Origin of the sequence: Paracoccus gahaiensis, assembly GCF_005048225.1 — a bacterium.
GTDB classification, from domain to species: domain Bacteria; phylum Pseudomonadota; class Alphaproteobacteria; order Rhodobacterales; family Rhodobacteraceae; genus Paracoccus; species Paracoccus gahaiensis.
Window position 1 is genome coordinate 13,566 of the sequence record NZ_SUNI01000017.1, and the last position, 13,211, is coordinate 26,776.

13 protein-coding genes are annotated in these 13,211 nt (G+C 69.5%); 12 read left to right on the forward strand and 1 reads right to left on the reverse strand.

What is annotated here, in order from left to right; translation table 11 throughout:
* The first annotated feature begins 155 nt into the window (after positions 1-155).
* From FA743_RS15415 to FA743_RS15450, 9 genes are all read left to right on the forward strand, one after another.
* Entirely contained in the window at positions 156-1,151 is a 996-nt protein-coding gene (locus tag FA743_RS15415; protein ID WP_136886990.1) for a PAS domain-containing sensor histidine kinase, read from the forward strand.
* Positions 1,152-1,167: 16 nt separating this feature from the next.
* On the forward strand, positions 1,168-1,587 hold the full coding sequence (locus FA743_RS15420) for a response regulator (protein ID WP_136886991.1): 420 nt from the start codon (positions 1,168-1,170) through the stop codon (positions 1,585-1,587).
* Between the two features lie 124 nt (positions 1,588-1,711).
* Positions 1,712-1,873 (forward strand): hypothetical protein, encoded by a 162-nt coding sequence (locus FA743_RS20375; protein ID WP_169308910.1) that lies wholly within the window; start codon positions 1,712-1,714, stop codon positions 1,871-1,873.
* A gap of 106 nt (positions 1,874-1,979) precedes the next feature.
* Positions 1,980-2,828, forward strand: coding sequence for a metalloregulator ArsR/SmtB family transcription factor (locus FA743_RS15425; RefSeq protein WP_136886992.1), 849 nt, complete (start codon positions 1,980-1,982; stop codon positions 2,826-2,828).
* Between the two features lie 7 nt (positions 2,829-2,835).
* The gene (locus FA743_RS15430; RefSeq protein ID WP_136886993.1) at positions 2,836-3,846 is read left to right on the forward strand and encodes an ArsJ-associated glyceraldehyde-3-phosphate dehydrogenase; all 1,011 of its coding nucleotides are present in this window, start codon (positions 2,836-2,838) and stop codon (positions 3,844-3,846) included.
* Positions 3,843-5,093, forward strand: coding sequence for an organoarsenical effux MFS transporter ArsJ (gene arsJ, locus FA743_RS15435; protein ID WP_136886994.1), 1,251 nt, complete (start codon positions 3,843-3,845; stop codon positions 5,091-5,093). The genes FA743_RS15430 and arsJ overlap by 4 nt, the downstream gene beginning before the upstream one ends.
* An 83-nt stretch (positions 5,094-5,176) precedes the next feature.
* Positions 5,177-6,064, forward strand: a complete 888-nt coding sequence (gene yghX, locus FA743_RS15440; RefSeq protein WP_136886995.1) for a YghX family hydrolase — start codon at positions 5,177-5,179, stop codon at positions 6,062-6,064.
* 29 nt (positions 6,065-6,093) lie between these two features.
* The gene (locus FA743_RS15445; RefSeq protein WP_136886996.1) at positions 6,094-7,047 is read left to right on the forward strand and encodes an ornithine cyclodeaminase family protein; all 954 of its coding nucleotides are present in this window, start codon (positions 6,094-6,096) and stop codon (positions 7,045-7,047) included.
* Positions 7,048-7,295: 248 nt separating this feature from the next.
* Positions 7,296-8,384 (forward strand): mechanosensitive ion channel family protein, encoded by a 1,089-nt coding sequence (locus FA743_RS15450; RefSeq protein ID WP_136886997.1) that lies wholly within the window; start codon positions 7,296-7,298, stop codon positions 8,382-8,384.
* Positions 8,385-8,491: 107 nt separating this feature from the next.
* On the opposite strand, the gene FA743_RS15455 is transcribed toward FA743_RS15450, so the two are convergent.
* Positions 8,492-9,895 (reverse strand): ferredoxin reductase family protein, encoded by a 1,404-nt coding sequence (locus FA743_RS15455; RefSeq protein WP_136886998.1) that lies wholly within the window; start codon positions 9,893-9,895, stop codon positions 8,492-8,494.
* Positions 9,896-10,074: 179 nt separating this feature from the next.
* Here FA743_RS15455 and FA743_RS15460 point away from each other — a divergent pair, with 179 nt between their 5' ends.
* The 3 genes from FA743_RS15460 (at position 10,075) to FA743_RS15470 (ending at position 13,147) form a co-directional block, all read left to right on the forward strand.
* Positions 10,075-10,734 carry an HAD-IA family hydrolase gene (locus tag FA743_RS15460; protein ID WP_136886999.1) on the forward strand — a complete coding sequence of 220 codons (660 nt, stop codon included), beginning with the start codon at positions 10,075-10,077 and terminating at the stop codon, positions 10,732-10,734.
* Entirely contained in the window at positions 10,731-11,687 is a 957-nt protein-coding gene (locus FA743_RS15465) for a sugar-binding transcriptional regulator (RefSeq protein WP_136887000.1), read from the forward strand. Before FA743_RS15460 ends, FA743_RS15465 begins: the two co-directional genes overlap by 4 nt.
* 134 nt (positions 11,688-11,821) lie before the next feature.
* Entirely contained in the window at positions 11,822-13,147 is a 1,326-nt protein-coding gene (locus FA743_RS15470) for an ABC transporter substrate-binding protein (RefSeq protein ID WP_136887001.1), read from the forward strand.
* Positions 13,148-13,211: the final 64 nt, after the last annotated feature.

The following is a 13,211-nucleotide window of genomic DNA, read 5'->3' on the forward strand; positions in this document are numbered from 1 at the left end:
CGCCTCTGCCCATGCAATGTGCAGAGGCGTCAGGGACCATCTGGGGACAGGACAGGGCGCTTGCCCAAAGGATCGCGACCAGCATATGTCATATGTTGCCGGCAGGGCCCGGATGCGATGATCCCGCCAACGACGATCAGCGACGGAGGCCCTGCTTGGATCTGGATGAATTGTATCGCCTGCTGCGCAGCTCGCATGTGCGCGCGATGGGCATTGTGGACACCCTGCGCGACCCGCTCGTGGTGCTGGGGCCGGACCTGACAGTGATCAGCGCGAACCCCGCCTTCTATCGCGCCTTCGAGGCCAGCGCCGACGAGACCGTCGGCCAGTCCTTCACCACGCTCGGCAACGGGCAGTGGGACATCGACGAGCTGAACCAGCTGCTGCGCGAGGTCGTGCCCAAGAGCGCGTCGATCTATGACTACGAGGTGACGGCGGATTTCCCGCATGTGGGCCGCAAGACCATGCTGATCACCGCGCAGCGGGTCGAGCATCCCGACCGCCAGCACCGCATCCTGCTGGTCTCGATCGTCGACGCCACCGCGCGCCGGCGCAAGGAGGCGGAAAAGGACATCCTGATCGGAGAGTTCGACCACCGCCTGAAGAACCTGATGTCGGTCACCCGCGCGCTGGCCCGCCAGACCACGGTCAAGGGCCGCTCGGCGGCGGATTACCGCGACGACCTGATCGCCCGGCTGGATGCCCTGGGCCGGTCGCTGCAGGTCTCGGCCAATCGCGACACCACCAGCCTGTCCGAGCTGACCGCCCAGCTGATCGAGCCCTATCAGGGCGGCTCCAGCCGCATCGAGGTCACCCCGGGGCCGCCGGTGCCGCTGATCTCGGCGCAGGCCATGTCCCTGGGGATGGTGCTGCACGAGCTGGCGACCAATGCGCTGAAATACGGTGCGCTGTCGGGGGCCGGCGGGCAGGTGCGGATCGGATGGGCGCCCGAAGAGGACCCCGACGGGGTGGCGATGGTGCGCCTGCACTGGGACGAAAGCGGCGGCCCCAAGACCGCGCCGCCCGACAGCCACGGCTTTGGCACGCGGCTGATCACGGTCTCGATGGAGCACGAGCTGGGCGGGCGGGCCGAGTTCGACTTTCGCCCCGAGGGGCTGCGGGCAGAGCTGGTCTTTCCCCGGCGCGACTGATGCACAAGGAGACGGGATGACCCGCATGCAAGACGACGATCCCCACGCCGCCCTGCGCCTTGTCCTTGTCGTCGAGGACGAGCCGCTGATCGCGCTGGACATCCAGATGATGCTGGAGGATCACGGCTATGGCGTGCAGGGCCCCGCCGGGTCGATCGAGGCGGCGCTGGCGCTGCTGGACCGCGCCCGGCCCGATCTGGCGGTGCTGGACCTGAACCTGCACGGCAAGCTGGTCCTGCCGGTGGCCGAACGCCTGCTGGCCCTCGGCGTGCCCTTCATCCTGGCCTCGGCCTATGCCTCGGCCGAGTTCACCGGGCGCAACCGCATCTTCACCGATGTGCAGCGGGTCGACAAACCCATCCTGGAACGCTGCCTGCTGGAGGCCTTGGGCCGCGCCTCGGCCTGCGGCCCCCCGGCCGCCCCGCGCCCGTCCTGACCATCGATCGCGGCGCGGGAACATCCGACCATCTGGGCCGTTTCCCAGTCCCGCCACCCGGAGCCCGTCCTCCTCGGCTCCTCCCCGTGCACGCTCCGGGTGACGGCCAACCAAGGAGACGGCGATGACCAAGAACCACGAGACCGGCATGGGCAAGGACGACGAGCCCGAGCGCGAGAACGGACAGGGCGCCCATCACGGCGTACCCCATTCGCCCGAGGATTTCGACGCGTTGAACCCCGCCAAGATGGACAAGACCAAACCCGGGACCCCAAAGAAGCCCTGACCGGCCCGACCGAAGGCCGCGCCCGATGCGCGGCCTTCGACCTCCGTCACCGGGGCGTCATCAGACTTTCACGTGCGTTCTTTGATATTTCCTGTATTCAGGAATCATGGAACAAACTCACGCCGCTCATGCCTTCGCCACGCTCGGCCATCCCGGCCGTCTGGCGGTCTTCCGCCTGCTGATGCGCTTTGCGCCGCGCGGCGTGCGCCCGACCGAGATCGCGCAGGCGCTGGATCTGAAGCCGAACACCCTGTCCCATCACCTCTCGGATCTGGCCGGATGCGGCCTCGTGGTGCCGCGCCGCGAGGGGCGGTCGCTGTTCTATTCCGTCGATCTCGGCAGTGCCGAGGCGCTTCTGGGCTATCTGGCCCTGGATCTGGGCCGCGCCCGGCCCGACCTTCTGTCCCCGCTTCTGGCCCCCCTTCTCTCATCGCAGGACACGACCATGCGCGACACCGGCTATCACGTGCTGTTCATCTGCTCGGGCAACTCCGCCCGCTCGATCTTTGCCGAGGCGCTGCTGCGCGATCTGGGCGGAGACAAGTTCGTCGCCCATTCGGCAGGCACCCGCCCGGGCAGCCAGCTGAACCCCTTCGCGCTGGACGTTCTGGCCCGCAACGGCCATGACACGGGCGCGATGCGGTCCAAGCACCTGTCCGAGTTTCAGGCGGACGGGGCCCCCAGGATGGATTTCGTCTTCACCGTCTGCGACACGGCGGCGGCCGAGGAATGCCCGCCCTGGCCCGGCCAGCCGATCACCGGCCATTGGGGCCTGCCCGATCCGGTCAAGGCCGAGGGGACGGATGCCGAAAAGGCGCTGGCCTTCGCGCGCACCTATGGCGCCCTGCGCCGCCGGATCGAGGCCTTCACCGCCCTGCCCGTGGCCAGCCTGGACCGGCTGACGCTGCAGGCCCATGTCGACAGCATCGACGCCGACGCCCTGACGAAGGACTGACACCCCCATGACTCGTATCGCCGTGAACGGCCTTGGCCGCATCGGAAAGCTGGCCCTGCGCACCCTGATCGATCAGGGTGCCGGAGGCGACATCGTGCTGCTGAACGATCCCGAGGGAGACGCCGACCAGCACGCCCTGCTGATGGAGTTCGACAGCGTCCACGGGCGCTGGACCACGCCCGTTGCGGCACAGGGCGACCAGCTGGTGCTGGACGGCCAGCCCATCCGCCTGACCCATGCCCGCACGATCGAGGCCCTGCCCCTGCGCGAGATGGGCGTCGATCTCGTCATCGACTGCACCGGCGTCTTCAAGACCGCCGCCCGGATCGCGCCCTATTTCGACGCGGGCGTGGCCAAGGTGGTGGTCAGCGCGCCGGTCAAGGATGGCGGGGCGCTGAACCTCGTCTATGGGGTGAACGACGATCTCTATGACGGCAGCCAGCGGATCGTGACGGCGGCCAGCTGCACGACGAACTGCCTCGCGCCAGTCGTCAAGGTCATCCACGAGGCGCTTGGCATCCGCCACGGCTCCATCACCACGATCCATGACGTGACCAACACCCAGACCATCGTCGACCGCCCCGCCAAGGACATGCGCCGCGCGCGCTCGGCGCTGTTGAACCTGATCCCCACCACCACCGGCAGCGCCACCGCGATCACGCTGATCTATCCCGAGCTGGCGGGCCGGCTGAACGGCCATGCGGTGCGGGTGCCGCTGCTCAATGCCTCGCTGACCGATTGCGTCTTCGAGGTCGAGCGCCCGACCACCGTGGACGAGGTGAACGCCCTCTTTCAGGCCGCCGCAGAGGGCCCGCTGCAGGGGATCCTGGGCTATGAGACGCGGCCCTTGGTGTCGACCGATTACGTCAACGATCCGCGCAGCGCGATCGTGGATGCGGGCTCGACGATGGTGGTGAACGGCACGCAGGTCAAGATCTATGCCTGGTACGACAATGAATGGGGCTATGCCTGCCGCCTGGCGGATGTGACGCGCCTGGTGGCGGGGTCGCTTGCATGAGCACGACCGCGAACCCGCTGCGCGCCTATGGGGCGGTGACGGCGGCCTATTGGGCCTTCATGCTGTCGGATGGCGCGCTGCGGATGCTGGTGCTGCTGCATTTCAACGCGCTCGGCTTCTCGCCGGTACAGCTGGCCTATCTGTTCGTCTTCTACGAGGTCGCGGGCATCGTCACCAATCTGGCGGCGGGCTGGCTGGCCGCGCGCTTCGGGCTGGCGGCGACGCTCTATGCGGGACTGGGGCTGCAGATCGTGGCGCTGGCGGCGCTGGCGCAGCTGGATCCGGCCTGGGGCGTGGGCGCCTCGGTCGTCTTCGTGATGGCGGTGCAGGGGCTGTCGGGCGTGGCCAAGGACCTGTCCAAGATGTCGTCCAAATCCGCCGTGAAGGTGCTGGCGCCCGCCGAGGACGGGGGCCTTTTCCGGTGGGTCGCGGCGCTGACCGGATCGAAGAACGCGGTCAAGGGCCTGGGCTTCTTCCTGGGCGCCGCCGCCCTGGGGCTGGCCGGGTTCCAGGCGGCGATCTGGACCATGGCCGCCGTGCTGGCCGCGATCCTGCTGGCGGTGGTGCTCTTCCTGCCGCCGGGCCTGCCGGGCCGGATGAAGTCGTCCGAGGGCTGGTCGGGCTGGCGGTCGCGCGATGCCCGCGTCAACCGCCTCAGCCTGGCGCGGATGTTCCTGTTCGCGGCCCGCGACGTGTGGTTCGTGGTGGGCATCCCGATCTATTTCCAGGCGGTCCTGTCGGACGGCACGCCCGAGGGGCGACGCGAGGCCTTCTTCCTGGTCGGCAGCTTCATGGCGCTGTGGATCATCCTTTACGGCGCGGTGCAGGCCGCAGCCCCCCGCCTGCTGGGCGGGCGCCAGCAGCCCGAGGCGGCGATCACCGGCAAGGCCGTCAGGTGGGCGGCCTATCTGGTTCCGATCCCGCTGGCGCTGGCCGCCGCCGCATGGATCGTGCCGCAGCCCACGGCCGGGCTGACGGGGACGCTGATCGGGGGGCTCTTGCTGTTCGGCTTCGTCTTCGCGATCAACTCCTCGGTCCATTCCTACCTGATCCTGGCCTTCGGCGCGGCAGAGCGGATCACCCGCGACGTGGGATTCTACTACATGGCCAATGCGGCGGGGCGGCTGATGGGGACGCTGCTGTCGGGGCTCAGCTATCAGCTGGGCGGGCTGCCCTTGTGCCTGGCTACCGCCGGGGTGCTGGCGGCGGCCAGCTGGTGGGCCGCGCGGCGGCTGGTGGCGCTGTGAGGGGGGTGGGTCAAGCTGCCCCTTGACGCGGCGGGCGGTGGGCCGACACTCTGCACGTCCCAGTCCAGCCCCAGGAGACGCCGATGAGCCCGCGCCTGACCGCCAAGGATTTCAGCCCCGAGCTGCGAGAGCTGTACGATTTCTACGCCCATGGCGTGATCACCAAGCGTCAGTTCCTGGACCGGGCGGCCAAGTTCGCGGTGGGCGGGCTGACCGCCGTGGCGATCCTGGGGATGATGTCGCCCGATTATGCGCTGGCCGAGCAGGTCAGCTTCAACGATCCCGACATCCGTGCCGAATGGATCACCTATCCCTCGCCCGAGGGCCATGGAGAGGTGCGCGCCTATCTGGTCCGCCCCACCGGCACGGCCACCGCGCCGGGCGTCGTCGTGGTGCACGAGAACCGGGGACTGAACCCCTATATCCAGGATGTCGCGCGGCGCGTCGCCAAGGCGGGCTTCATCGCGCTGGCCCCTGACGGGCTGACGCCCATGGGCGGCTATCCCGGCAATGACGAGGAGGGCCGCGCGCTGCAGCAGCAGGTCGATGGCGAAAAGCTGATGAACGACTTCTTCGCCGCCATCGACTTCCTGACGGCGCATGCGGATGTTACCGGCAAGGTCGGCATCACCGGCTTCTGCTATGGCGGCGGCGTGGCCAATGCGGCGGCGGTGGCCTTTCCCGATCTGGGCGCGGCGGTGCCCTTCTACGGGCGGCAGGCCGATCCCGCCGACGCGCCCCGCATCCGCGCGCCCCTGCTGCTGCATTACGCCGAAGAGGATCCGCGCGTGAACGAGGGCTGGCCCGCCTACCAGCAGGCCCTGGACGAGGCCGGGACCCCCTACGAGGCGCATATCTACGCAGGCACCGGCCACGGCTTTCACAACGATTCCACGCCCCGCTATGATGCCGAGGCGGCCGAGCTGGCCTGGACCCGCACCATCGACTGGTTCCGCCAGCACCTGGCCTGACCCCTGATCTCTGACCCGAAGGAGTGGCCATGCCCCTCGACCTGATCACCTATGCCGAGGCCCATGGCCGGATCGACTGGACCGGCGCCATCGGCGCGCTGCGCGAAGGCCACAAGGCGGGCCGCCCCGAACTGGGCGATCTGTTCCTGGGGCCCGCGCAGGGGACGATGCTGACGCGGGCGGCCTATCTGCCGGGGGTGGGCTATGGCGTGAAGGCGGTGACGGTCTTCGACCGGAACCCCGCCCATGGCCTGCCCACCGTGCAGGGCGCGATGATGTTCTTCGAGCCCGACCACGGCACCCTCTGCGCCGTCATCGAAAGCGCGCTGGTGACCGAATTCAAGACGGCGGGGGATTCCGTGCTGGGCGCGCAGCTGCTGGCGCGGCCCGACAGCACCAGCCTGCTGATCGTGGGCGCGGGCACGCTGGCGCGGGGGCTGGTCCGCGCCTACGCCGCCGGGCTGCCGCAGATCGACCGCATCCAGGTCTGGGCCCGCCGCCCCGAGCAGGCCGAGGCGCTGGCCCGGCAGATGGCCGACGAGGGCTATGGCGTCACCGCCGTGACCGATCTGGCGGCGGCGGCGGGTCAGGCCGACATCATCTCGACCGCGACGATGGCGCGCCAGCCGGTCCTGCAGGGGGACTGGGTGCGGCCCGGCACCCATGTCGACCTGATCGGCGCCTACAAGGCCGACATGCGCGAGGCCGATGACGCCCTGATGCGCAAGGCCCGCGTCTTCGTGGACAGCCGCGCGACGACGATCCACCATATCGGAGAGCTGATGATCCCCCTCGCCTCGGGCGTGCTGACCGAGGCCGACGTGATCGGCGATCTCTATGATCTGGTGCCGGGCCATTGCGGGCGGACCGGGTCGGAGGAGATCACCGTCTTCAAGAATGGCGGCGGCGCGCATCTGGACACGATGATCGCGGCCCATATCGCCGAGCGGATCGGCGGCACGCTGCCCGGCGGCGCGGACTGACGGCCTCCCGGTCCGGACGGACGGGGCGGCGGTCCGCGCCGGGCATCTCGACCTGCTGACCGGCATCTGCCCATCCGGCGGGCAGACCGACCCGCAGGGTGGCACCCCCTGCCCGCCTTGCGGCGCGGGGCCGAACCTGCACCGGATCGGCGGTCGGCCCCGGAACGGCGCCCTGCACGCGGGGGTTGCGCCCCGGACGGGGGCAGGCCACACGCGCCCCCGAGACCGTCACGACGCACGAGGATTGCATGGACCGCTGGACTGAAACCGCGCTGATCTTTCTGGTGGCCCTGGGCCTGTCATGGCTGGGCTGGCTGGTGATCCAGCGCGTCGTGTTGCGCCTGATTTCACGACGCAGCGATTTCTGGGGGCCGCTGCTGGCCCGCACGCGGATGGCGGTGCAGCTGGCGCTGATCATCGTCGGCCTGTCGCTGGCCGCCCGCATCGCCCCCCTGACGGTCGATCAGACCGCGACCCTGCGCCATGTCCTGCTTCTGTCCTTCATCGCCTGCCTGACGATGGTGGCGCGGGCGGCGCTGCAGATCTGGGTGGCGCTGCACCTGCGCCGCTTCCGCATGGATGTCGAGGACAACCTGCTGGCGCGCAAGCATGTCACGCAGTCGCGCATCCTGCAGCAGGTGGGCTCCATGCTGATTCTGGCCGTGGGCATCAGCGCGATGCTGATGACCATCGACGGGGTGCGCCAATACGGGGTCAGCCTGCTGGCCTCGGCCGGCGCGGCGGGCCTCGTCGTGGGTCTGGCGCTGCAGCCGGTGCTGCGGAACCTGTTTGCGGGCATCCAGCTGGCCATCACCCAGCCCATCCGCATCGACGACGCGGTGATCGTCGAGGGCGAATGGGGCAATGTCGAGGAGATCGGCGGCACCTATGTCGTCATCCGCATCTGGGACAAGCGCCGCCTGATCGTGCCCTTGAGCTATTTCATGGAACAGCCCTTCCAGAACTGGACCCGCTCGGATGCGACGCTGATCGGGGTGGTGATGCTGTATGTGGACTATGCCGTCAGCATCCCCGACCTGCGGGCCGAGGCCGAGCGGATCGTGCGCGCCTCGGCGCTGTGGGACAAGGATGTCTTCGCGCTGCAGGTCACCGACTTCCGCGAAAGCGTGACCGAGGTGCGGATCCTGGCCAGCGCGCGCAATGCGGGCCGCGCCTTCGATCTGCGCTGCGAGATCCGCGAGCATCTGCTGGCCTATCTGCAGCGCGAGCAGCCGGGCGCCCTGCCCCGCCGCCGGCTGGAGGTGGAGACTCCGCCCAACACAGGGCCAGCCGATAAGACGCTGGCTGAAAAGGGCATCCTGCAGATGCCCGGCTGAGGCGGGGTTCAGGCCGAGGGCAAGGCCAGCGCGAAGGCGGTGGCCAGCCCCAGGGCTAGGGCCACCATCGCGGCGGCGAGAACGCGGGCGAGGATCGGGCGCATCTGTCAGACCATCTCGAAGATTTCGCTGTCGATGCGGCGGCGCGGCACGCCCATCTTCAGCAGGGCTTTGCGGACCGCGTCCAGCATCGGCGGGGGCCCGCACAGCATATGCGGCCAGTCGCGGCTTTCGGGGGGCAGCAGATCGGCCAAGGCCTCGGCGTCGATCATGCCGTCGCGGGTCACGTGATCCTCGGGCGGCCAGTCGCCGCCATCGGGCGGGGTCTTGACCACATGGGTGACGCGCAGGTCGATATCCTGCGCGATGCGGGCCAGTTGGTCGCGGAAGGCGATCTGATCCCAATCGTCATTGGCATAGAGCAGGATCACCGGACGCGGATCGCGGCGTTCCTGCAGCGCATGCAGGTTGGCGATGACCGGCGTCACCCCGACCCCGCCCACGATCATCACGAAGCCGCCCGCATCGGCCTCGCGGTCGACCGAGAAGGTGCCATAGGGGCCGTCGACCCAGGCCCGCGCGCCGACCGGGGTTTGCGACAGGCGCTTGCTGTCATCGCCCAAGGGCTTGATCGAGAAGCGCACATGGTTGCCCTTGTCGGGTGCGGTCGAGATGGTGAAGGGGTGTTCGCGCAAAGCAAACGGACTGTTGCCGACGGCCAGCCAGGCGAATTGCCCCGGCCGCCAGCCGCGCAGCGGCTTGCCCTCGGGCGCCAGCACCAGCGTGTGGACGCCGTCGCCCTCGTCGCGATTCTCGGTCACGCGCCAGGGGTTGCGCGATTGCTGCCACGGGCGCAGCACGCGCGTCCACAGGATCAACCCCAGCCAGGCCAGCGTCGCCGCCAGCCACAGCCCGCGCGTGCCGTCCTGCCCGGTGAAATGCCCCGCGCCCAGCACATGCCAGATCGCCATCACAAAGCCGGTGATCGCCAGCGCGACATGCAGATACCGCCACCACAGATAGTCCAGCTTCAGCCGCTTGCGGAACTCGGAGCTGACGACCAGCGCCAGGAAACAGCCCATCGCCACGCGCCCGGCGGTCATGTGCGGTTCCGCCTGCAGCGGGTTCAGCACGCCCAGATCGTCCTGATGCCAGATGTAGAGCATCCCGAAATGCCCCAGCATCAGCGCCACCAGCCCCCAGGACAGGAAGCGGTGGAACACCACCACGATATCGGCGCCGAAGGGATGCAGCAGCGGCTTGAGCCGACCCGTCAGCGCGAACTGCATCCCCGCCAGCGACAGGGTCGCAAAGCCCAGGCCCAGGGACAGGTCGCGCGTCAACCCCCGCGCGGCGGGCGGATCGCCCATCAGGATGACGATGAAGGGCAGCGCCAGCAGCCCCGCGGCCAGCGCCAGCCAGGCCCCGGCCCGCAGCCAGACGGCCCGGTCATGGTCCTCGGGGCGGACATGGCGGGCGGGATGGGTCCGGGCGGCGTCGGTTGTGCTCATGCGGGGTCAACCCGAGGGGGGCGGGGCGGTTCCGTGAGGCGCGATGGGCGGGCATGGAGGCCTTCGGGATCCGCCTGCCCGATCCTGCCGGACGGGCGCAGAGGTCCGGCGCGATGCGGGCCTATTCCCCACGGGCGCGATTGCGACTATGGCTGCGCCCATCGACAGGAGGCGACACGATGCGGGTGGACCTGATCATCTTCGACTGCGACGGCGTGCTGGCCGACAGCGAGATCCTGTCGGCCGAGGTGCTGATCGACCAGCTGGCGGATCTGGACCTTGCCCTGACGCTGGACGATGTGCGGCGCGATTTCCTGGGCCGCAGCTTTCCCACCGTCGCCGCCCATATCCGCGACCGGCTGGCCCGGGTGCTGCCCGACGATTTCGAGGCCCGCTATCGCGCCCGGCTGCTGGACCGCTTTGCCACCGATCTGGCGCCGACGCACGGTGTGGTCGACCTGCTCGCGGCGCTGGACCGCCCGGTCTGCGTGGCGACCTCGTCCAGCCCGCCCCGGGTGGCGCGGACCTTGCAGCTTCTGGGGCTGGCGGACCATTTCGGGCCGCATGTCTTCACCGCCAGCCAGGTGGCGCGCGGCAAGCCGGCGCCCGACCTGTTCCTGTTCGCCGCAGCGCAGATGGGGGCGGACCCCGCCCATGCCCTGGTGATCGAGGACAGCGCCCCGGGCCTGGCCGCCGCCCGCGCCGCCGGGATGCGCGTGCTGCATTACGCGGGCGGCACGCATCTGACAGGGCAGCCCGCGCCCGAGGGCCATGACAGCTTTGCCGACTGGCGCGACTTTCCTGCCCGTCTGGCCCGGGTCGAGGGTTTGCCCGGATGAGCGCCGACCGCTTCACCCCGGAGACCACGCGCCTGGACGACGCCGCCCGCGCGGGGTGGCTGTATTACGTGGCGGGCAACACGCAGGACCAGATCGCCCGCAAGCTGGGCGTCAGCCGCCAGAGCGCGCAGCGGCTGGTGGCGATGGCCCTGTCCGAACGGCTGGTCAAGGTACGGCTGGACCATCCGATCGGGCGCTGCATGGACCTGGCTGCGGCGCTGACCGACCGCTATGGCCTGACGCTGGCAGAGGTCGCGCCCTCGGACCCCGAGGCGCCGGACCTGCTGGCGGGCATCGCCATCGCCGCCGCCGCCCTTCTGGAACGCGTGCTGAAATCGCCCGAGCGCCGCATCGTCAGCCTGGGCACCGGGCGCAACCTGCGCGCCATGGTCGAGCAGTTGCCGCGCATGACCTGCCCGCAGCATGTCGTCGTCTCGCGGCTTGGCAACATGATGCAGGACGGCTCGGCCACGCCCTACAATGCCACGATCCGGCTGGCCGAGCGCATCGGCGCGCCGCATTTTCCCTATCCGCTGCCGGTGCTGGCCCGCGATCCGGCGGAACTGGCGGCCATGCAGGCGCAGCAGGCGGCGCGGAACACGATCGATCTGTGCGCGCGGGCCGACCTGTCGCTGGTCGGCATCGGGCAGATGGACATGACCGCGCCGCTGCATGTGGACGGGTTCCTGTCCGAGGCCGAGATGGCCGAGCTGGCCCGTGCGGGCGCGGTCGGAGAGATCACCAGCTGGGTCTATGACGCGCAGGGCCGGATCCTCGACTGCGCCTTCAACCGGCGCGTGGCCTCGGCCCCCCTGCCCTGCCGGCCGGCCCGCGACGTGATCGCCCTCGCCTCGGGCCAGTCCAAGCTGCCGGCGATTCGCGCCGCGCTGGCCGGACGGCTGATCACCGGGCTGGTCACCTCGGAAGCCACCGCCGAGCGGCTGCTGGACTGAGGTTTTTCCCGACGGATGAACGGCTTGCACCCTCGCCGCAGCGCGGCGGGGAATGGGCGTTGACAGATTCGTGCAGATTGGTGAGAATATGCCCATCGGAAGGGCAAATGCTCAACCGCCAAGGGAGGACTACCATGACCACGACATTCCGCGCCCTTCTGGGCGCGACGGCCCTGTGCGCCGCAGGCAGCATCGCCGCCGCACAGGACCCCGTCACCCTGACCATCGCCACCGTGAACAATGGCGACATGATCCGCATGCAGCAGATGACGGATGCCTTCACCGAGGCGAACCCGACCATCTCGCTGGAATGGGTCACGCTGGAGGAGAACGTGCTGCGCGAGCGCGTGACCACCGACATCGCCACCAGCGGCGGGCAGTACGACGTGCTGACCATCGGCACCTACGAGGTGCCGATCTGGGCCGCGCAGGACTGGCTGACCCCGCTGGACGACCTGCCCGAGGATTACGACGTGGACGATCTGGTCCCCGCCGTGCGCGACGCGCTGTCGGTCGACGACACGCTCTATGCCGCGCCCTTCTATGCCGAATCCGCGATGGTGATGTACCGCACCGACCTGGCCGAGGCGGCGGGCGTGACCATTTCCGACAACCCGACCTGGACCGAGATCACCGCGGCGGCCGAGGCGATGACCGACCGCGACGCCGAGATCTATGGCATCTGCCTGCGCGGCAAGCCGGGCTGGGGCGAGAACATGGCCTTCCTGACCGCCATGTCCAACAGCTATGGCGCGCGCTGGTTCGACACCGAATGGACCCCGCAGTTCGACAGCCCGGAATGGCAGGCGACGCTGACCGACTATCTGACGCTGATGAACGAATACGGGCCTCCGGGCGCGTCCTCGAACGGCTTCAACGAGAACCTGTCGCTGTTCCAGCAGGGCAAGTGCGGCATGTGGATCGACGCCACCGTCGCCGCCAGCTTCGTGACCGACCCCGAGGATTCGACCGTCGCCGACAGCGTGGGCTTTGCGCAGTTCCCCAACAAGGACGGCGTCGACAACCACGGCAACTGGCTGTGGGCGTGGAACCTGGCCATCCCGGCCTCCAGCCAGAAGCAGGACGCGGCCAAGGCCTTCGTCGCATGGGCGACCAGCAAGGAATATACCGACATGGTGGCCGAGGCCGAAGGCTGGCGCGCCGCCCCTCCGGGCACGCGGACCTCGCTTTACGAGAACCCCGAGTACCAGGAAGCCGCGCCCTTCGCCGCGATGACGCTGGAGTCGATCAACGCGGCCGAGACGCAGAAGGCCTCGGTGCAGGACATCCCCTATACGGGCGGACAGTTCGTCGCGATCCCCGAGTTCCAGGGGATCGGCACGCAGGTCGGGCAGACCTTCTCGGCGGCACTTGCCGGGCAGATGTCGGCAGAGGATGCGCTGGCCGCAGCCCAGTCCGCGACCGCGCGTGAGATGGCCCGCGCCGGCTATCCCAAGTAAGCGCCCCCCGCGCCGCCCCCCCGCCTGACGGGGCGGCGCACCCCCCTGCCCCACCCATGCGCCC

Bases quoted from the DNA above. Each gene is read 5' to 3' on its own strand.
- FA743_RS15420 (WP_136886991.1), top strand. From the start codon at position 1,168: ATGACCCGCATGCAAGACGACGATCCCCACGCCGCCCTGCGCCTTGTC.
- FA743_RS20375 (WP_169308910.1), top strand. From the start codon at position 1,712: ATGACCAAGAACCACGAGACCGGCATGGGCAAGGACGACGAGCCCGAG.
- FA743_RS15425 (WP_136886992.1), top strand. From the start codon at position 1,980: ATGGAACAAACTCACGCCGCTCATGCCTTCGCCACGCTCGGCCATCCC.
- FA743_RS15430 (WP_136886993.1), top strand. From the start codon at position 2,836: ATGACTCGTATCGCCGTGAACGGCCTTGGCCGCATCGGAAAGCTGGCC.
- arsJ (WP_136886994.1), top strand. From the start codon at position 3,843: ATGAGCACGACCGCGAACCCGCTGCGCGCCTATGGGGCGGTGACGGCG.
- yghX (WP_136886995.1), top strand. From the start codon at position 5,177: ATGAGCCCGCGCCTGACCGCCAAGGATTTCAGCCCCGAGCTGCGAGAG.
- FA743_RS15445 (WP_136886996.1), top strand. From the start codon at position 6,094: ATGCCCCTCGACCTGATCACCTATGCCGAGGCCCATGGCCGGATCGAC.
- FA743_RS15450 (WP_136886997.1), top strand. From the start codon at position 7,296: ATGGACCGCTGGACTGAAACCGCGCTGATCTTTCTGGTGGCCCTGGGC.
- FA743_RS15455 (WP_136886998.1), bottom strand. From the start codon at position 9,895: ATGAGCACAACCGACGCCGCCCGGACCCATCCCGCCCGCCATGTCCGC.
- FA743_RS15460 (WP_136886999.1), top strand. From the start codon at position 10,075: ATGCGGGTGGACCTGATCATCTTCGACTGCGACGGCGTGCTGGCCGAC.
- FA743_RS15465 (WP_136887000.1), top strand. From the start codon at position 10,731: ATGAGCGCCGACCGCTTCACCCCGGAGACCACGCGCCTGGACGACGCC.
- FA743_RS15470 (WP_136887001.1), top strand. From the start codon at position 11,822: ATGACCACGACATTCCGCGCCCTTCTGGGCGCGACGGCCCTGTGCGCC.